We start from the raw sequence: 19,040 nt of genomic DNA on the forward strand, positions 1-19,040 counted from the left end.
GTCTATCCTAGCCCCAATGAAAATTAACTTCCTTTCTAAAAATATACTGGAGTTTATATGTCAAAATTACAGCCTAAAGACGTACTAAACCAAATTCGCTATGGGCTTATCGCTTCCTGCCAACCTGTTGATGGCGGTCCAATGGATAAACCTGAAATTGTAGCTGCGATGGCACAAGCCTCCGTGCTAGGCGGGGCGGCGGGGCTACGCATTGAAGGGGTAGAAAACCTAAAAGCAACGCGTCCTTTGGTGGATAAACCCATTATTGGCATTGTAAAACGCGATTTGCCAGATAGTCCTGTGCGGATCACGCCTTTTTTACAAGATATTGAAGATTTAGCACGAGCGGGTGCAGATATTATCGCCGTTGATGGAACATTACGCCCTCGCCCAGTGTCTATTGAAAGTGCGGTGCAAAAAATTAAAGAATTAGGTTGTTTGGCAATGGCAGATTGTTCCAATTTAGACGAGGGGCTGTATTGCCAAAAACTAGGCTTTGATATTGTGGGTAGCACAATGTCGGGCTACACAGGGGGAGAAATTCCCGCTGAGCCAGATTATCAGCTGGTGAAAGCTCTCAAAGCTGCAGGCTGTTATGTAATGGCTGAGGGGCGTTATAACTCGCCAGAGTTGGCGAAAAAAGCCATTGAAATTGGGGCTGATGCAGTAACTGTTGGATCAGCACTCACTCGTTTAGAACATATCGTAAGCTGGTTTGCAGACGCAGTGAAATCGGCAAAATGATAAAAACAAGGAAGGCGTTATGCGTTGTTTGAGCTTAGACATTGGTGGAACAAAAATTGCAGCGGCATTAATTGAGAATGGCGAAATCACTCAACGCCAGCAAATTCACACACCGCAAGATCAATCCGCACAGGGAATGGAACAAGCGTTAGAAAGTTTGGTGCGATATTATGCAGGGCAGTTTGATGCGGTGGCAGTTGCCTCCACGGGGATTATTAATCAAGGTGTGCTAACCGCATTGAACCCAAAAAATTTAGGCGGGCTGGCGAACTTTCCGCTGGAAGATTGTATCGCACGCTATACCTCCAAACCTATCGGCTTGTTAAATGATGTGCAAGCGGCAGTGTGTGCAGAATATTACCGCCAAGATAAAAGTGCGGTGCAAAATTTTCTTTTTATTACTGTTTCCACTGGCGTTGGCGGCGGAATAATTTTAAACGGAGAATTAACCACAGGGCCAAATGGCATCGCAGGGCATATCGGGCATATGCTGGCTGATCCTAACGGCCCAATGTGTGGTTGTGGTCGCCGTGGGTGTGTGGAAGCCATCGCGTCAGGACGAGTCATTGAAGCGGTGGCCTCGCAATGGGAAGATCCTTGCAGTCCGAAAGAAGTGTTTGAGCGTTTTAGAAAAAATGATGAAAAAGCTACCGCACTTGTACAACGCTCCGCCCAAGCTATCGCCAATTTAATTGCCGATATGGTGATTGGTTTAGATATTCAAAAAGTCGTGCTGGGCGGCAGTGTCGGCTTAGCAGAGGGCTATTTACCCTTAGTGCAACAATATTTACAGCAAATGCCCGCGTTTTATCAATGCCCAATTGAGCCTGCTCAATATGGGGCGGACGCAGGATTATTAGGGGCCGCATATTGGCTGGAACAACAAAAGATTACAATGTAAGAAGGAGTGAAAAATGATTTTAGGTGATTTAACTCGGAATGATTTTGCAAGAGGTTTACCTCGTGTGCTGGCAGAAATTTGTCATCAGCTCAAGCAAATGGATTTGTCTAAATTAAGTACGGGGCGACACGATTTAACCGATGAAATTTATATGAATGTGATGGAGTTTGACACTTCAGCAAGTGAAAGCAAACAGGCGGAACTTCATCACAGATATATTGATATTCAACTTTTAATCTCAGGGCAAGAGGTGATTGAGTACGGCGTAAATGAGCCAGATTTGTCTGTCTATACGGAGTATAACGAGGCGGATGATTATCAGCTCACCCCTGATATTCCAAATAAAAGTGCGGTGCGTTTATTGCCTAAAATGTTTGCGATCTTCTTCCCTTATGAACCCCATAAGCCGGGTTGTTTATTCAACAATCAGCCAGCTGCCATCAAAAAATTGGTAGTGAAAGTGCCAGTTGAGCAGGTAAGCTAAAAAAGGAAACGAATTATGCCAGCAACGAGCGGAAATATTTTAGATACCATTGGAGCGTTGTATAACAGCCTCACCAAAACAGAAAAGAAAATCGCGACCACGATTTTATCTTCCCCGCATTTATTGAGCCAATTTTCTTTGGCTGAAATCGCAGAGCAATTTGATGTTGGCGAAGCAACATTCATTCGTTTTTGTCGCACGCTAGGCTTTAAAGGATTTACCGATTTTAAATTGCAACTTTCCATTGAATTGGCAACAAAAGATAAACAACCAAATTCATTATTAGAAAGTGATATTACCCAAAATGATGATACGCAAAATATTGCAGAAAAATTACATAATTCCATTAATAATGTCATTAAAGAAACCATTAATTTGCTGGATGTAAAACAGTTAGAACAAGTAGTAGTCGCAATGCGACAAGCCAAACGTGTGTTTCTTTTTGGTGTGGGCTCTTCAGGAATTACCGCAGAAGATACCAAACACAAATTAATGCGTATCGGCTTACAAGTTGATGCCATTAGCAATAACCATTTTATGTATATGCAAGCGGCGTTAATGAACAAAGATGATGTGGTGATTGGGATCAGTCATTCGGGCTATTCAAAAGAAACCACGCAATCCTTAAATATAGCCAAGAAAAACGGGGCAACCACCGTTGCACTCACCCATAATTTACGTTCACCCATCACTCAAGTGGCGGACTATGTGCTGATTAACGGGCATCGACAAGGGCAGTTGCAAGGGGATTCCATTGGCACGAAGATTGCTCAACTTTTTGTACTAGATTTAATTTATGCTCTGATTGTGCAAGCGGAAGAAGAAAATGCCACTGAAATCAAACAAAAAACGGTGAATGTGATTTTAGAACAACGCATCAAATAGTTAGCTTAGGAGAAACAAATGAAAAACTTAAAAGGGATCTTCAGTGCACTTTTAGTGTCTTACAACGAAGATGGCTCAATCAATGAACAAGGCTTACGTCAAATTATTCGTCATAACATTGATAAAATGAAAGTCGATGGCTTATATGTGGGCGGAAGCACAGGGGAAAACTTTATGCTTTCCACCGCGGAGAAAAAAGAAATTTTCCGCATTGCCAAAGAGGAAGCCAAAGATCAAATCGCCTTAATCGCCCAAGTGGGAAGCGTGAATTTACACGAAGCGGTAGAGCTTGGAAAATATGCCACCGAGCTTGGCTATGATTGCCTCTCTGCCGTAACACCGTTTTACTACAAATTTAGCTTTGCGGAAATCAAACATTATTACGACACCATCATTGCAGAAACAGGCAATAATATGATTGTGTATTCTATCCCATTCTTAACAGGGGTAAATATCGGCGTGGAACAATTCGGCGAACTCTATAAAAATCCAAAAGTGATCGGGGTGAAATTCACCGCGGGGGATTTCTATTTATTAGAACGTTTGAAAAAAGCCTATCCCGATCACCTTGTTTGGGCAGGCTTTGATGAAATGATGTTGCCAGCGGTTGCCCTCGGCGTGGACGGTGCAATCGGCAGCACCTTTAACGTCAATGGACTTCGTGCTCGTCAAATTTTTGAATTAACACAGGCTGGAAAACTCGCCGAAGCTCGTGAAATTCAGCACGTTACCAATGATCTCATCGAAGGCATCTTAGCCAACGGCTTATACCTCACCATCAAAGAGCTACTCAAATTAGAAGGGGTAGACGCTGGTTACTGTCGTGAACCAATGACTGCCAAAGCCACAGACCAACAAATCTCGGTGGCAAAAGAATTAAAAATGAAGTATTTATAAATACCCTGTTTGATCTGTACTTTACAACCTCATTCAGGAAGTAAGGTACAGATTCTCCTTTTCATTATTTTTTCTGACACTTTGGACAGAAAAAACTATTACGTTGTCCAATTACTAGACTTTCAATTTTTGTCCCGCACCTTGGACAAGGTTTATCCTTATTGCCGTAAACCCGTAACTCTTGGGCGAAGTAGCCTGGGCGACCGTCAGGTTGGAGGAAGTCTTTCAGGGTTGTTCCGCCTTGTTGTATGGCAGTGGCTAGCACTTGTTTGATCGTGGCAACCAGCAATTCACACTGTGCTTTATTGAGGGTTTTGGCTAATTTTTGCGGGTGTAATCCGCATAAAAATAGCGTTTCGTTCGCATAAATATTGCCTACCCCAACGACAACGGCGTTATCCATTAAGAAAGTTTTAAGTGCGGTCTGTTTTTTACGCGATTTTTTGAACAGATATTCCCCAGTAAATTCTGCTGAAAGGGGTTCTGGACCCAATTTAGCAAAAAGATGAAAATCCGCTAAATTATCCGTCCAAAGCCAAGCACCAAAACGACGGGGATCGTTATAGCGTAGCACTTTGCCGTTATTCATTACGATGTCTAAATGATCGTGTTTATCAATTGGGCTGTCTTGTGGCACAACACGCAATGAGCCTGACATTCCCAAATGTCCAATGATCACACCTTTTTCCGTATGAATGAGCAAATATTTTGCGCGTCGGGAAAGATGGCTCACTTTAACCTGCTTAAACTCACTTAATTGCGGGCTAACTTCCCAGCGTAATTTAGGATTGCGTACCACGATTTGTTCAATGGTAAATCCTGTTAAATAAGGGGAAATCCCATTTTTTGTGGTTTCGACTTCAGGTAATTCAGGCATTTTTTCTCCGTGCGAATGGTAGTAAATAGGATTTTGATTCCAATGAAGCTCTCTCTGCATCACCATATAAATAGAGACAATCAAGGAAAAGCCAAGAAAAGTGGCTATAAAAAAACCCGAACGAGTCGGGTTTTTCTAATTCATCAAAGCCAAATTATTTGATTTTAGCTTCTTTGTAAATAACGTGTTTACGCACAACAGGATCAAATTTTTTGATTTCCATTTTTTCTGGCATATTACGTTTATTTTTAGTTGTTGTGTAGAAATGACCAGTTTCAGCTGTTGAAACTAAACGGATTTTTTCACGAGCACCTTTAGCTGCCATTTTTTAGCTCCTTAGATTTTCTCGCCACGAGCACGGATTTCAGCTAACACCGCATCAATGCCCTTTTTATCAATAATACGCATACCTTTCGCTGTTAAGCGTAAAGTTACGAAACGTTTTTCAGACTCAACCCAGAAACGGTGAGTGTGTAAGTTAGGAAGAAAACGACGACGTGTCGCGTTCATTGCGTGTGAGCGGTTGTTACCAACAGCTGGACGCTTGCCTGTTACTTGACAGACTCTAGACATATTAATCTCCAATAAATCAAATATAAGCTCGAGCTTAGGGTTCGGATTACTGCAAACTAAGTTTGCAAGCTACCTCGTCAGGTCGCTGTAACCGACCCGCATACGATATTAAAGGTGGCAAATTATACTCACTTTATCCTTTAGACTCAAGCCTAATTCTGTCATTTCGTGAAATAAATGCGAAAAAAATCCGCAAAGACATTCACTTATCCTCACCTTTTATAGCCACCCTTTCTCACTAAAGGAAACATAGCAGCCTTTTCCAATAACAAAATGATCCAAAACGCGAACCTCCATCAGCTCCGCCGCTTGCTGAATTTTCTCTGTAATATTACGATCTGCTTGGCTTGGCTCAGCAATTCCTGAGGGATGATTATGAGCCAAAATAATCGCTGCCGCATTGCAAAATAATGCCGTTTTTACGATCTCACGAGGATACACCGCTGCACTGTTGATCGTGCCGAGAAACATTTCTTCTTTTTTTATTAGGCGATGCTGATTATCTAAAAAAAGTACCCAAAAAACTTCCCGCTCTTTGTTTTCCAGCTCCGTTTGCAGATACATTCGCACAATCTCAGGGCTAGTGAAGGCTTGTGCCATTTCTAATTCTTGCAATAAATAGCGTTTCGTCATTTCCGTGCAGGCTTGAAGCTGAATAAATTGTGTGATGCCTAACCCTTTGACTGCACAGAAATGTTGTTGATCCGCACAGATTAACTGGCGTAGCGAACCAAAATGGGCGATCACCTTGCGGGATAATTCCATTACGGAGCAGTTTTTGATCCCCGTGCGTAAAAAGATCGCTAATAATTCGCTGTCATCAAGGGCTTCCGCCCCCCATTGCAAGAGTTTTTCTCGTGGCATTAATTCAGACATTGCTATCACTGATTTTGCGTTATGAATAGGGGATCTTTTAGCACAGTCAGGGGAAAGAAACGATAACTTGAGATCAGTTTTGCGATCAGGATCGAAAATTTGGATTTTTTATTGCGAAAAATTACAGTAAAATTGACCGCACTTTTAATTAAAATGAAATCGAATAATGCAAGATCTTCAAGGAAAACATCTCGTTGTTGGCATAACTGGCGGGATTGCGGCGTATAAAAGCATTGAGCTTATTCGCTTGCTTCGCAAAAGCCAAGCGGAAGTGCGTGTTGTGCTAACCCCCGCGGCGGCGGAATTTGTTACACCTTTAACCCTGCAAGCCATTTCTGGCAACGCGGTGGCACAATCCTTACTTGATCCGCAAGCTGAGCTAGCAATGGGGCATATTGAGCTGGCTAAATGGGCGGATTTGATCCTGATCGCCCCAGCCAGTGCGGACTTTATCGCTCGCCTCAATGCAGGAATGGCAAATGATTTGCTTTCTACCCTATGTCTTGCCACAGATGCGCCGATTTTGCTTGCTCCCGCGATGAATCAACAAATGTTTCGGCAAGCAATCACTCAGCAAAATTTAGCTCATTTGCGTCAGCGAGGCATTTTGACCGTTGGCCCGAACAGTGGTGAGCAAGCCTGCGGTGATGTGGGATTTGGGCGAATGTCAGAACCGCAAGAAATTTACACCGCACTTTGCGAAATTTTGTTATCTCCACAAGATCTTAGCCATTTAACCATTGCTATCACGGCAGGTCCAACCCGCGAAGCCATTGATCCTGTGCGTTACATTAGCAATCACAGCTCAGGCAAAATGGGCTTTGCCATTGCTGAAGCCTTTGCTCAACGCGGAGCGAAAGTGAAGTTGATTGCAGGGCCAGTGAATTTGCCTACGCCAGCTCAAGTGGAACGCATTGATGTGATTTCCGCACAAGAAATGACTGAAGCGTCCCTTGCTCTCGCCCCAACAAGTGATATTTTCATTGGTTGTGCAGCGGTGGCAGATTATCGCGTTGCGGAAATGGCGAAGGAAAAGATCAAGAAAAAGGAAAATAATGATCGGCTGACGTTAGAATTAGTGAAAAATCCTGATATTATTGCTACGGTTGCTCAGCTAGAAACGGATCGCCCTTTTGTGGTGGGATTCGCGGCGGAAACCCAACATCTGGCACAATATGCACAGGATAAATTAGTGCGGAAAAATTTAGATTTAATTTGTGCCAATGATGTGTCGAATGAGCAGGGTTTCAATGCGGAATATAATCAGCTACACCTCTTTTGGCGTGATGGTAATGTGCAATTACCCCTTACTCATAAAAAAGATCTCGCGGTACAATTAGTGCAACATATTGTTGAACAGCACCAGCGTCATCTACAAACGCGATTACATAAGGAATAAGATGAAAAAAATTGACGTGAAAATTTTAGATCCGCGTATTGGTGCGGATTTCCCCCTCCCAAGTTATGCCACAGAAGGTTCAGCGGGCTTAGATCTGCGTGCGATGATTGATGAAAGCATTGAGCTTCAAGCGGGCGAAACCAAACTGATTCCTACAGGATTATCTATTTATATTGCCGATCCCAACCTTGCGGCGGTGATCCTGCCTCGCTCAGGTTTAGGCCATAAGCACGGGATCGTATTAGGCAATTTAGTGGGCTTGATCGATTCTGATTATCAAGGCCCTTTAATGGTTTCAATGTGGAATCGTAGTGATCAGCCTTTTAAAGTGGAAGTAGGGGATCGCATTGCCCAACTCGTCTTTGTACCTGTAGTACAGGCGGAATTTAATGTGGTAACGGATTTTGCCCAAACAGAACGCGGAGAGGGCGGTTTTGGACATTCGGGTAAACAATAGAGGAAACGGCGTGGAACAACAACTTGAAATTGCGGAAATCGAACCCGCTCCCGTAGAAAATAAAAGTGTCAAAATTGAAAAACGTAGCCTGAAAGAACGCCGTCAGCAAGTGCTAACGGTGCTCACCCATATGTTGCATTCTGAACGTGGAATGGAGCGAATGACAACTGCACGCTTAGCCGAAGAAGTGGGGGTTTCAGAAGCAGCATTGTATCGTTATTTCCCAAGCAAGACCAAAATGTTTGAAGCCTTGATTGATAATTTAGAAAGTAATTTATTTAGCCGTATCAACCATTCCATCAAACACGAAATCAATACGATGAATCGCGTACGCAATATTATGCAAATGATCCTCGATTTTGCACGCAAAAACCCTGGCTTAACCCGCATTTTGACTGGCCACGCCTTAATGTTTGAAGAACCACAACTGCAAGCCCGCGTCGCTCAATTTTTCGATCGCCTAGAGTTCCAATTTATCAATATTTTACAAATGCGGAAATTACGCGAAGGCAGAGGGTTTCAGCTTGATGAACGGATTATTGCTTCTTATCTCGTCAATATCTGTGAAGGGCAGTTTATGCGATATGTACGTTCTAACTTCCGCTATAATTCTTATCAAAGCTTTGAGCAGCAATGGAAACTGATTGAAGTTCACTTTGCATAATAATAATTTTTAGGTAATATAATGATCATTCCTTGGGAAGAACTTGAAGAAGAAACACTGATAAATATTGCGGAAAGTTTTATTTTGCGCGAAGGAACAGATTACGGGGTAGAAGAATTATCTCTACAGCAGAAAACCCAAAATTTACTGGCCAAAATTCGCCAAGGACAGGCGGTAATAGTTTGGTCAGAATTACATGAGTCCATTGATATTAAAGATAAAATGGAATTTTTTAATCACTGATGATGAACAGGGGGGACATCGTGCAAGAATTACAAGGACAATATACTCCGCCAATGGATCCAACATTAGAATGGTTTTTATCTCACTGTCATATTCACAAATACCCTACCAAAAGCTCGATCATTCATGCTGGAGAAAAAGCTGAAACATTGTATTACTTAATCCGGGGCTCGGTTGCAGTATTAGTTAAAGATGAAGATGGGAAAGAGATGATCCTGACTTATCTAAATCAAGGAGATTTTTTTGGTGAAGCCGGTCTGTTTGAAGAAGGTCAAGAACGTTCTGCTTGGGTAGAAACAAAAACAACTTGTGAAGTGGCTGAAATCTCTTATAAAAAGTTTCGTCAACTTATTCAAGTAAATCCTGAAATTTTGATGTATTTATCAGGTCAGCTTGCCCGCCGTTTACAAAATACCTCAAAGCAAGTTCGTAATCTTGCTTTCTTAGATGTTGCTGGGCGTATTGCTCAAACATTATTAAATCTTGCTAAAATGCCAGATGCAATGACGCATCCAGAAGGAATGCAAATAAAAATTACCCGTCAAGAAATCGGTCAGATGGTTGGTTGTTCTAGAGAAACAGTAGGACGTATTCTGAAAATGCTAGAGGATCAGCACCTTATTTCTGCTCACGGTAAGACCATTGTTGTCTATAATTCAAGATAACATAAAGGAAAGATAAACCAAAGGCGGCGAGAATTAGTTAGAATTCATACCGCCTTTTTTATTCTTATATTACCTAAATCATCCTTTAGTTTTATGAACTCGATTTTTTACGACGTTTTAACGTGTCGAGTAAAACTGCAACCACAATAATTAAACCTTTTACAATTTGTTGCCAATAAGGATCAACCCCTAACATATTTAAACCTTTATTGGTTGTGCCGATGATTAAGGCTCCAATGACACACATTGGAATGCTACCAAACCCGCCACTGAGCGAAACACCTCCTATGACAGCGGCCGCAATCGCATCTAGCTCCCAAGCTAAACCATATGAGGGATTGCCGGCGTAAGTTCTGGCGGCAAGTAATGCCCCTGCAAGACCAGATAATGCCCCCGCTAAGGTATAAACGAGGATTAAGGTTTTTGTGGTGTTAATACCACAAATTTTGGCGGCATTGAGGTTTCCTCCCACCGCATAAACATGGCGACCAAAAGTAGATCGGCTAAGTAAAATATGGGAGCCGATAACTATCAGGATATATAAAATCACTAATCCCGGAAGCCCAAAAATATCCACATCCGCAATCCAAGTAAAGGCTTCGGAAGAGGCATCAATCGGACGGCCATCTGAATATAATTGAGCCGCACCGCGAGCGATAATCATCATTCCTAAGGTGGCGATAAAGGGAGGGATAGCCCCAACAGCTGTTAATGTGCCGTTAATCGCACCGAGCAATGCCCCTAATGCTAGCGAGATGGCAAAAGCAAGGATCGCTGCACTAACAGAATCGCCACCAGTAACAATAGAAGCAGATACTACGGCGGTGAGTGCAACCAGTGAACCCGAAGACAGGTCAATCCCTGTAGTGATAATGGCAAAAGTTACCCCAATAGCAATAATGCCGAACATAGAAACTTGTTCTATGATACTCCAAACTGTACGAGCTGAGAAAAAGCCATCAATAGATACGGAAAGAGCTAAAAATAACCCAATGAGGATAAACACCATTCCATAAGCGTTTATCATTTTTTTTAACGTCGCATTTGACATAATAAATACCTCGCTTGTCTCATAATTTTCTTTTTATCAATTACTTATCTCACTAGCAGGATACACCTGAAGCTAATTCTAAAACGCGTTCTTGCGTTAGTTCCTGATAGGGAATAATGCCAACTTGCTGCCCTTCGTGCATAACCATAACGCGATCACTCATAGAAAGTAATTCCAACATATCTGATGTAATCATAATGATGGTTTTACCCTGTTTAGAAAGCTCAATCATTAATTTGTATAATTCTGCTTTTGCTCCCACATCAATGCCTTTGGTGGGTTCATCAAGAATGAGAATGTCAGGTTCAAGAAGTAGCCAACGAGCCAATAGCACTTTTTGCTGATTTCCCCCTGATAAATTGTTGGTGATGACATCAACATTGGGGGCTTTAATTTTTAATTTGTCTTTTTGCTCATAAGCGGTTTTTTGAGCTTTAGTGACAGAAACCAAAAAGTTTTCTAAATAAGGCGACATTTTGGGCATAATCATATTGTCTGTAATGCTTAAATTTAGGAATAAGCCAGTTAATTTTCGATCTTCTGTAACAAAGCCAATTTTGTATTTCATAGCATCAAGAGGATTGTGGATCTCGGCTTTTTCTCCGTGAATATAGATTTCACCACTTTCGGCAGGTTTATAACCAAATAATCCCTCGACAATTTCTGAACGCCCTGCCCCCACTAAACCTGCGATACCGAAAATTTCCCCTTTTCGCACTTTGAAATTGATATTTTGGTATTTTCCGGCACGGGAGAAATCTTTCACCTCAATAACGATTTCATCAGAAAGGTCAAAACGCTCTCGTTGGAACATTTCAGACATATCTCGCCCAACCATCATCGCAATTAATTGATCTTTGGTGAGTTCTGAGGTGGGCTTGGTGCCAACATATTGACCATCACGAATAACGGTAATTTCATCGGAAACCCTAAACACTTCGTCAAGTTTGTGAGAGATAAAAATAATGGCAATACCGCGATTTTTCACAATCTCAATAATGCGATAAAGCTGCTCCACTTCTGTTTCTGTTAATGCGGTGGTGGGTTCATCCATAATGATGACTTTCGCATCATTAGACACGGCAGTGGCGATGGCAACTAGCTGTGCTTTAGCAACAGAAACCTCTGACATTTTAACAGTAACATCCATTGGCACGCCTAAATCGGTCAAAATTTTGACCGCACTTTCATTCATAGCTTTTTGGTCTAATAAAAAGTGTCCCTTGGTCATTTCTCTCCCGAGATAAAAATTATCAGCAATGGTTAAATTTGCCGCTGGGGAAATTTCTTGTGGAACCATCGTTAAGCCGTGACGAATGGCATCAATCGGGCGAGTGGGTTTAAAAGGTTTGTCGTCTAAAATAAGTTCACTCCCCGCATCAGGGGTGTAGATACCATAAAGGACTTTCATTAATGTTGATTTTCCCGCACCATTTTCACCCATTAAGGCGTGAATAGATCCTCGTTTAACGTTTAAATTAATGCCATCCAACGCCTTTACGCCGGGGAATGTTTTAGAAACATTACGCATTTCTAAAATGTAAGGGGATTGTGTAACTGCGTTCATTATTTGCTCCTTTATACCAATCGTTTTAGAAGGATTTGTTATATTGTCGTTTGATGCCAAAATCATTTGCATCACGCCTTACCTTAGTTTGAACTAGAACGATAATATTTATTGATATATTGTACTTTTTTCTCTGGTGTAACTAATTCAAAAGGAATCCAGTTATAAAGTGGAACGCTTTCTCCTTTTGCTGCTCGATAAGCGAGTTCAACACTTGTGCGACCTTGATCTGAAGCAGATTGAAATACAGTTGCATCTAATCCGTTGCCTAAATAGGCGAGGGCATCGGGTGTTGCATCAATGCCAACAATAATCATCTCTTCATCTTTGATGCCCATTTTTCGTGCGGCTAATAACGCACCGATTGCCATTTCATCATTATTGGCAAATACCACATTGATCTTTTTATGTGCAGCAAATAAGTTTTCTGCCACTTCCATCGCTTTGGCTCGATCCCATTTGGCTTCTTGCTCGGCGATGATATGAATTTCTGGGTGGGAAGAGAGGGCAGCTTTGTTTCCTTCAGTTCGTTTAATTTGAGCATCTAGTCCTAAAGGGCCCAACAAAATAATGGCATTAGCAGGTTTACCATTGAGCGTTTGTAACACAAACTCTGCTTGCATTTTTCCGCTCGTGATTTCCTCTGAACCGACATAGCTAGTCAAATATTTCATATCTTCATCATTCGGTTTCACAGTAACGGCAATGAGAGGAATTTTGGCTTTTCGTGCTTTAATGCCGATAGATTTGGCTATTTTGGGGTCGGTCAGCATAATAATGATGGCATTGACATTTGAGCCAATAAAATTTTCAACATCGTTCAACATTTTCGCGGGATCGCCATTGGCATCGGCAAATTTAAGTTTGACATCTTGATGTTCAGCCTCAAATTTTTGCATAGCTTCTTGTAAATAAGTCGGGTATTTATCGGCTAAACTATACATTGCGACACCGATAACAACAGGTTTGGCAAATAAGGCAGGAATAAATAGAACACCCAACAGTAATACACCTATTTTCTTCAACATAATTTATACTCCAAAATCGCTACAAAAATGAACCGCACTTTTGTCGTAGCCTTTAATGTGATAAACGGTGAAATAAGGGCAAAAGCCTTTGCCCTTGACTTGAAAATTTATTTATATTTAGCTTGATAAACCTCTTTTTTATCTGGTGTGACTAATTCAAAAGGAATCCATTTGATGGAAGGTACTTTCTCTCCTTTGGCCGCTAGATACGCCATTTCAGCCCCCGCTTCTCCTTGCCCTTTTGCGGACTGATAAACGGTGGCATCTAAGCCTTTGCCTAGATACTCTAAGGCATCAGGCGTTGCATCTAGTCCTACAATCAAAACATCTTCGTCTTTTATTCCTTGTTTACGTGCTGCTAGTACTGCACCAATCGCCATTTCGTCATTATTACTCACCACGACATTAATGTTTTTATTCGCAGAAAAAATATTTTCCGCAATGCTCAAGCCTCGATCACGCTCCCACTTTCCTTCCTGCTCTGTGGCTATGTTGATATTTTTATGTTGAGCGAAAAATTCTTTGTTGCCTTGAGTACGTTTGGTTACCGCATCTTGCCCTAAAGGACCTAGCAGAATGAGTGCATTTCCTGTTTTTCCATCTAGGGTATTGACGATAAAATCAGCTTGAATACGTCCCCCCTCAATTTCATCAGAACCCACATAGCTCGTTACATATTTCATATCTTCATCATTGGGTTTACGGTTCACAATAATCAAAGGGATTTTAGCTTTTTGTGCTTTGCGACCAATAACTTTAACGATATTCGGATCAGTTGGGACAACCAATAAAGCATCAACTTTCTGATCAATAAAAGTCTCTACGTCATTTAATAAACGAGCGGGATCACCATTTGCATCGGATAATTTAATTTCAACATCATCGTGCTTTGCGTCAAAATCACGAATTGAATCTTGTAAATAGGTTTGCCATTTATCAGCGAATGAGTTCATTGGGGCACCGATGATAAGCTGTTTGCTCATTGCCATTTGCGAGGTGAATAACAACCCGCCACATAACATTGCGAATAGTGTTTTTTTCATTTTCTACTCCTAGTTTCAAAGTGAGAGATCTAAAAATCTGAAATACCACTATATTGCACAAGGCTTATTTGTGAATATAAGTTTCAATTTATGATAATTTGAAATAAATTATCTATTTTATGTATAGCATTGAGAAGAAAGTGACGCAATCACTAAGTTAAAAATTTGTGAATTAGATCGTGTTTTTTTTATGAAAAAAGACAAAGAAAAGAATAAGCGAATATTTTTCGCAACAATACAGATAAAATTTTTATCTCTGTAATATATAAAAATAGAATTATTTTTCTAAATAAAAGAGAAATTTATCACCGTATAAGTTTAAAATAAGGCAGAATATTGATGTTACGTCATCAGAGATAGCAACAGGGAAGGGAATTAAATTCCCAATCCTTGCCGAATAAACTGTTCTTTTAGCAATCCAAAGTGGTGGGTTGCCGTCAATCCAATGCCTCGTGCGAGCTTTTTAAGAGGGTGATGACCCGCAAACAGATCTTTAAGCCCTTGCATCGCAATCAACATTTTCACTGCTTCCGCTTTGCGAGAACGTTCGTAATAACGAAGATAACGATATTCCCCAATATCCAAACCTAATGAAAAATGTTTTTCGATTTCTTGGGCGAGTAATTGGGCATCTTGAAAGCCTAAATTAACCCCAAGCCCTGCCAATGGATGAATGGTGTGGGCAGCATCGCCGATTAATGCGATGCGTGGCTGAGCAAAATTACGGGCATAGCGAGCGGTGAGTGGAATGGCTTGGCGTTCACTTTGCACTTCGCATAAACCCAGTTGATTATCAAAAGCAATATTCAGTTGCTTATTAAACATATCAGGTTCACATTGGGTGAGCGTTTTTGCTCTCTCAGGTGGGAGCGACCACACAATGGAACAAAGATTTTCTTGGTGTAAGGGTAAGAATGCCAAAATGCTATCAGGAGAGAAAATCTGTCTCGCACAATGTTGATGTGGCTCAGCGGTTTTCACATTACATACGAGGGCATATTGCCCATAATCGCGGAAAATCAGTGGAATATTCGCTTGCTGACGTAGCCAAGAATTTGCTCCATCTGCTCCAACAATTAATTTCCCAGTTAGCATTTGTCCGTCGTTCAACGTGAGAATCGCTGCACTTTCATTGATGCCAAGGTTTTGCACAAGTGCGGTGAAAATTTCCACATTTTTTTGTGTGGCGACCTGTTGCCATAGGCTGTGCTGAATGAGATGGTTTTCAACAATATGTCCAAGGTGATCGATACCTAATCCTTTGGTATCAAATTCAATTTTGGCAAAGCTGTCTTTTTCCCAAACCTTCATTTGATCATAAGCGGTGGCACGCAAATTCTGAATGTGATGCCAAGCCCCAAGTGTTTGTAATAACTGCTCGCTGGCAAGATTTATCGCACTAACGCGATAGCCAATCTCCGCTAAAGATTGGTTTGGTGGGTTGCGTTCAACCAACGCAATACGCATCGCGGTATTCTTCAATTTGGCTGCGAGTGCTAGCCCCACCATTCCGCCACCGATAATAATCAGATCAAAATTTTTCATTCTGTTCACCACCCTAATGTGGGTTTGATAAATTGTTGTTTGAGTAAATGAGACTGTGCCAACGCCATTAAGCCAAGATTTCTGCCGATTTGTAAAGGAAGTAATTCGTTTGCGAAGATCGAAACTAACCCGTTAGTTAAATGGATTAAGCGAGATTGATCCGCTTGGCGTGCCGTTTCATATTGTGATAATAAGGAATATGCACCGAGATCTTGCTCTGCCATAAAAGCTTGGCTTAATAATTTAGCGAGGCAAATTACATCACGCATTCCGAGATTAAAGCCTTGACCTGCAATAGGATGCAAGGTTTGGGCTGCATTGCCTACTAACGCTGTACGATGATGAATATGTCGATCAGCTTGATATAGGGCTAAAGGATAAGCGAATCGTTTACCGCATTGTTGTAATTTTCCTAACCGCCAACCAAACTGTTGTTGCAAGCGGGTCAAAAATACCCCATCGGATAGCGTCATTAATTCGCTAGGATCTTTTACACACCAAACCAAAGACATTAATCTATCCCGCATTGGTAGCAAGGCGAGGGGGCCTTCTGCGGTGAAACGCTCGAATGCACGTTGTTGATGTGGCTGTTGCACTTGAATATTGGTGATGATGGCGGTTTGTTGGTAATCCCGCTGTTTTGTAATGCGAATTTGTGCCGATTTTGCCACCAACGATTGTGTGCCATCAGCACCGATAATCAGTTGGCAAAACAAAGTGCGGTGATTTTTCAGCGAAATTTTCACCCGCTCTTTTTCAAATTGAATTTGTTCAATCTCCACCGGGGCGAAATAGTCAATATTCGGATATTGTACCATGACATTGAGCAACACCTCGCCCACCTGCTGCAATTCCACCACCGCCCCCAGTTGGGATAACGGAACATCTTGGGCGTGAAATTCCAGCAAGCCACTATGCCCTTTGTCTGAAACGTGAATATGCTCAATGGGAGAAACAAGAGGGGAAAGTCGTTGCCATAAAGATTGCTGATTTGGTAGCGTGATCCGCTCAAGTTGTTGGCAAGATCCCGCTGAAAGTGCAATACAACGTGCATCAAAACCCGTTTGATGATGGTTTTGTGGTGCTTGTTTTTCCAACAAGGCAATACGAATTTTGCCTTGCGTTTGCTCGCTTAACGCCAATGCCAGCGTGCAACCTGCCATTGCCCCCCCTACGATAATCACATCATAGTGCACAATCTGTTCCATTTTCACACCCTTTGAGCGTTAGCTGTTATTTGCCATAACTCGTTCAATGTCATCAATTTCTTTCGGCACCGCACTAGTTAGCACCTTATTACCGTATTCGGTGATGACAATATCATCTTCAATGCGTACCCCGATGCCTTTATATTGTTCAGGAACATTGGCTGTTTCTGGAATATATAAACCTGGTTCAACGGTTAATACCATTCCGACTTCTAACGGACGATCGCGTAGTTTGCTGTCTTTTTCAAGGCTATAACGCCCCACATCGTGCACATCAAGCCCAAGCCAATGCCCTAAACCGTGCATATAAAAGGCTTTGTAGGCTTCTTGTTGGATAAGATTTTCTACTTCGCCTTGCAAAATGCCTAAACGCACCAAGCCCTCAACTTTAATGCGAATCACTTCTTGATTGGCTTGATGAATGGTTGCTCCAGCGACTAAGGTGTTAATAGCGTGTTTTTGTGCTGCCAATACGATTTCATAGATCTCACGTTGTGCTTGGCTAAATTTTCCATTTACGGGATAAGTACGCGTAATATCCCCCGCGTAATAAGCAAATTCGCAACCCGCGTCCACTAGCACTAATTCGCCAGCCTTAAGAGGTTGATCGTTTTCATTATAATGGAGAATACAGGCGTTATTGCCCCCCGCGACAATGCAATTAAAAGAGGGAAAACGCGCCCCAAAGCGATTAAATTCATAGAGAAGCTCGCCCTCAAGTTCAAATTCTAAGCGGTTTGGACGAGTTTGTTTCATTGCTCGCAAATGCCCTAATGCAGTGATTTGCCCTGCTTGTTGGAGTAAGGTAATTTCATTAGGGGATTTGAACAATCGCATTTCATCAATAATCTCCGCCCAATCAGAAACCTGCGAAAATTGCACCGCACTTTGTTCTAACAGGCTGTTTCCCCAAGCCTGTTGATCAGGATTGTAATAAAGTGCGGTGTAATTTTGGCTCAAATTTTTCCATTGTTGAGCGAAATCTTCAATGGCGTAAGCTTGATCGATATTTAATGTTTCTGCTGCCTTTTCTACGCCCAAACGGCGACCATTCCAAGTTTCCATAAGCGGATCGGAAGGGCGTAAAAATAAAATAGTACGAGATTGCTGTGCAGTTTTGGCTAACACGAGGATCGCATTAGGCTCATTAAAACCAGTTAAATACCAAAAATAGCTGTCTTGACGGAAAGGGTAATGGCAATCTTTATTGCGAACTTGTTCTTGAGCAGAAAAAACAATCGCTAAGGAATTATCCTGCATTTGGGCGAACATTTTTGCACGGCGTTGAGCAAACTCTTCGGCAGGAATTTGAGCTAAATAAGCGAGATCCATCCTCTTCTCCTTTTAGTGTAAAACGGTTTTTTGTGGCACTTGGTAAGGGCGGTAATGTGCGTAAAGTACCGCGACGAGGGTACGAACATATTCGGCGACTTGTTCTAAGGAATCAGCCAGTTCTTCGGGATCGTCCTCTTCTTGATAGGTTAGCACGGCAATATTTTGTAAATCATCTAATGCTTCGCCAATTTCTCCTTTTTCTTTATCTAATCCAGTTTGGAGTAATCCTAGCCCAAGCAAAAAATGGCTTGTCCATTCGGCTAACGCATCAATTTCATCAAAAACATCACTTTCTGGTAAATATAAGTGAAAGTTAAAGCTGTCAATTTCTTCTAAACTATGATGAATATCGCGGTAGAGGGCTGAGATCTCTTTTAACAAAGCTGTGGGATAAGCTTCCCCATTATTGGTAAATTCATTCATTAAAATTGGCCATTTTTGTTCACTTGCACCGCCACAAATTAATCCCGTAAGAAAACCGTGTAATTCAGCGGCACTAACAGGAATAGAGGCTTGACGTAATTTTAGAGCTAACTCATCATATGAGAGAATATCAGACATAATTTTTTCCTTTTGCTAAAGACAGGCGTAGTTTAGC

The 19,040-nt window shown here is 41.7% G+C and carries 22 protein-coding genes; 10 read left to right on the top strand and 12 right to left on the bottom strand.

Annotation, left to right across the window (positions count from 1 at the left end; translation table 11 throughout):
* Positions 1-57 precede the first annotated feature (57 nt).
* From HBL79_RS06995 to nanA, 5 genes are read left to right on the top strand one after another with little or no spacing between them, the layout of a single operon-like run.
* Entirely contained in the window at positions 58-744 is a 687-nt protein-coding gene (locus tag HBL79_RS06995; RefSeq protein WP_035687778.1) for an N-acetylmannosamine-6-phosphate 2-epimerase, read from the top strand.
* A 19-nt stretch (positions 745-763) separates the two neighbouring features.
* Positions 764-1,645 carry an N-acetylmannosamine kinase gene (locus HBL79_RS07000; RefSeq protein ID WP_046097298.1) on the top strand — a complete coding sequence of 294 codons (882 nt, stop codon included), beginning with the start codon at positions 764-766 and terminating at the stop codon, positions 1,643-1,645.
* 13 nt (positions 1,646-1,658) lie between these two features.
* Positions 1,659-2,129 carry an N-acetylneuraminate anomerase gene (nanQ, locus tag HBL79_RS07005; RefSeq protein ID WP_035687772.1) on the top strand — a complete coding sequence of 157 codons (471 nt, stop codon included), beginning with the start codon at positions 1,659-1,661 and terminating at the stop codon, positions 2,127-2,129.
* A 15-nt stretch (positions 2,130-2,144) separates the two neighbouring features.
* Entirely contained in the window at positions 2,145-3,014 is an 870-nt protein-coding gene (locus HBL79_RS07010; RefSeq protein ID WP_046097299.1) for a MurR/RpiR family transcriptional regulator, read from the top strand.
* A gap of 18 nt (positions 3,015-3,032) precedes the next feature.
* Positions 3,033-3,911: an N-acetylneuraminate lyase gene (gene nanA, locus HBL79_RS07015; RefSeq protein ID WP_017805672.1), complete on the top strand. Its 879-nt coding sequence runs from the start codon at positions 3,033-3,035 to the stop codon at positions 3,909-3,911.
* Positions 3,912-3,975: 64 nt separating this feature from the next.
* On the opposite strand, the gene mutM is transcribed toward nanA, so the two are convergent.
* The 4 genes from mutM to radC form a co-directional block, all read right to left on the bottom strand.
* Positions 3,976-4,788, bottom strand: a complete 813-nt coding sequence (gene mutM, locus HBL79_RS07020) for a bifunctional DNA-formamidopyrimidine glycosylase/DNA-(apurinic or apyrimidinic site) lyase (protein ID WP_035687768.1) — start codon at positions 4,786-4,788, stop codon at positions 3,976-3,978.
* 154 nt (positions 4,789-4,942) lie between these two features.
* Positions 4,943-5,113 carry a 50S ribosomal protein L33 gene (rpmG, locus tag HBL79_RS07025; RefSeq protein ID WP_005542835.1) on the bottom strand — a complete coding sequence of 57 codons (171 nt, stop codon included), beginning with the start codon at positions 5,111-5,113 and terminating at the stop codon, positions 4,943-4,945.
* A gap of 11 nt (positions 5,114-5,124) precedes the next feature.
* The gene (rpmB, locus tag HBL79_RS07030) at positions 5,125-5,361 is read right to left on the bottom strand and encodes a 50S ribosomal protein L28 (protein ID WP_011608297.1); all 237 of its coding nucleotides are present in this window, start codon (positions 5,359-5,361) and stop codon (positions 5,125-5,127) included.
* Positions 5,362-5,580: 219 nt separating this feature from the next.
* Positions 5,581-6,237, bottom strand: coding sequence for a RadC family protein (gene radC, locus HBL79_RS07035; protein ID WP_017805670.1), 657 nt, complete (start codon positions 6,235-6,237; stop codon positions 5,581-5,583).
* Between the two features lie 166 nt (positions 6,238-6,403).
* Here radC and coaBC point away from each other — a divergent pair, with 166 nt between their 5' ends.
* Genes coaBC through crp form a run of 5 tightly spaced genes read left to right on the top strand, consistent with a single transcriptional unit; the run spans position 6,404 to position 9,665 of the window.
* Complete coding sequence (gene coaBC, locus HBL79_RS07040) at positions 6,404-7,636, top strand: bifunctional phosphopantothenoylcysteine decarboxylase/phosphopantothenate--cysteine ligase CoaBC (RefSeq protein ID WP_035687765.1); 1,233 nt, start codon at positions 6,404-6,406, stop codon at positions 7,634-7,636.
* A gap of 1 nt (position 7,637) precedes the next feature.
* On the top strand, positions 7,638-8,093 hold the full coding sequence (gene dut / locus HBL79_RS07045; protein ID WP_035687762.1) for a dUTP diphosphatase: 456 nt from the start codon (positions 7,638-7,640) through the stop codon (positions 8,091-8,093).
* 37 nt (positions 8,094-8,130) lie between these two features.
* Entirely contained in the window at positions 8,131-8,757 is a 627-nt protein-coding gene (gene slmA, locus HBL79_RS07050) for a nucleoid occlusion factor SlmA (RefSeq protein ID WP_174758218.1), read from the top strand.
* Positions 8,758-8,778: 21 nt separating this feature from the next.
* Positions 8,779-9,000 carry a YheU family protein gene (locus HBL79_RS07055; RefSeq protein WP_017805666.1) on the top strand — a complete coding sequence of 74 codons (222 nt, stop codon included), beginning with the start codon at positions 8,779-8,781 and terminating at the stop codon, positions 8,998-9,000.
* A gap of 2 nt (positions 9,001-9,002) precedes the next feature.
* Positions 9,003-9,665: a cAMP-activated global transcriptional regulator CRP gene (crp, locus tag HBL79_RS07060; RefSeq protein WP_367646292.1), complete on the top strand. Its 663-nt coding sequence runs from the start codon at positions 9,003-9,005 to the stop codon at positions 9,663-9,665.
* Positions 9,666-9,756: 91 nt separating this feature from the next.
* On the opposite strand, the gene HBL79_RS07065 is transcribed toward crp, so the two are convergent.
* The 8 genes from HBL79_RS07065 to HBL79_RS07100 all read right to left on the bottom strand — a co-directional run bounded on the left by HBL79_RS07065 (position 9,757) and on the right by HBL79_RS07100 (position 18,994).
* On the bottom strand, positions 9,757-10,716 hold the full coding sequence (locus HBL79_RS07065) for an ABC transporter permease (protein ID WP_035687757.1): 960 nt from the start codon (positions 10,714-10,716) through the stop codon (positions 9,757-9,759).
* A 52-nt stretch (positions 10,717-10,768) separates the two neighbouring features.
* Positions 10,769-12,283, bottom strand: coding sequence for a sugar ABC transporter ATP-binding protein (locus tag HBL79_RS07070; protein WP_035687755.1), 1,515 nt, complete (start codon positions 12,281-12,283; stop codon positions 10,769-10,771).
* A gap of 83 nt (positions 12,284-12,366) precedes the next feature.
* A complete protein-coding gene (locus HBL79_RS07075) occupies positions 12,367-13,311 on the bottom strand; it encodes a sugar ABC transporter substrate-binding protein (RefSeq protein WP_035687752.1) in 945 nt (314 codons plus the stop codon).
* A 107-nt stretch (positions 13,312-13,418) separates the two neighbouring features.
* On the bottom strand, positions 13,419-14,354 hold the full coding sequence (locus tag HBL79_RS07080) for a substrate-binding domain-containing protein (RefSeq protein WP_035687749.1): 936 nt from the start codon (positions 14,352-14,354) through the stop codon (positions 13,419-13,421).
* A 375-nt stretch (positions 14,355-14,729) separates the two neighbouring features.
* Complete coding sequence (locus HBL79_RS07085) at positions 14,730-15,899, bottom strand: FAD-dependent monooxygenase (protein WP_035687746.1); 1,170 nt, start codon at positions 15,897-15,899, stop codon at positions 14,730-14,732.
* A gap of 5 nt (positions 15,900-15,904) precedes the next feature.
* The gene (gene ubiH / locus HBL79_RS07090; protein ID WP_035687744.1) at positions 15,905-17,107 is read right to left on the bottom strand and encodes a 2-octaprenyl-6-methoxyphenyl hydroxylase; all 1,203 of its coding nucleotides are present in this window, start codon (positions 17,105-17,107) and stop codon (positions 15,905-15,907) included.
* A gap of 18 nt (positions 17,108-17,125) precedes the next feature.
* Positions 17,126-18,439, bottom strand: coding sequence for a Xaa-Pro aminopeptidase (gene pepP / locus HBL79_RS07095; protein WP_035687742.1), 1,314 nt, complete (start codon positions 18,437-18,439; stop codon positions 17,126-17,128).
* 12 nt (positions 18,440-18,451) lie between these two features.
* Positions 18,452-18,994 carry a UPF0149 family protein gene (locus tag HBL79_RS07100; protein ID WP_174758217.1) on the bottom strand — a complete coding sequence of 181 codons (543 nt, stop codon included), beginning with the start codon at positions 18,992-18,994 and terminating at the stop codon, positions 18,452-18,454.
* Positions 18,995-19,040: the final 46 nt, after the last annotated feature.

Origin of the sequence: Avibacterium paragallinarum (assembly GCF_011765605.1) — a bacterium.
GTDB lineage: Bacteria > Pseudomonadota > Gammaproteobacteria > Enterobacterales > Pasteurellaceae > Avibacterium > Avibacterium paragallinarum.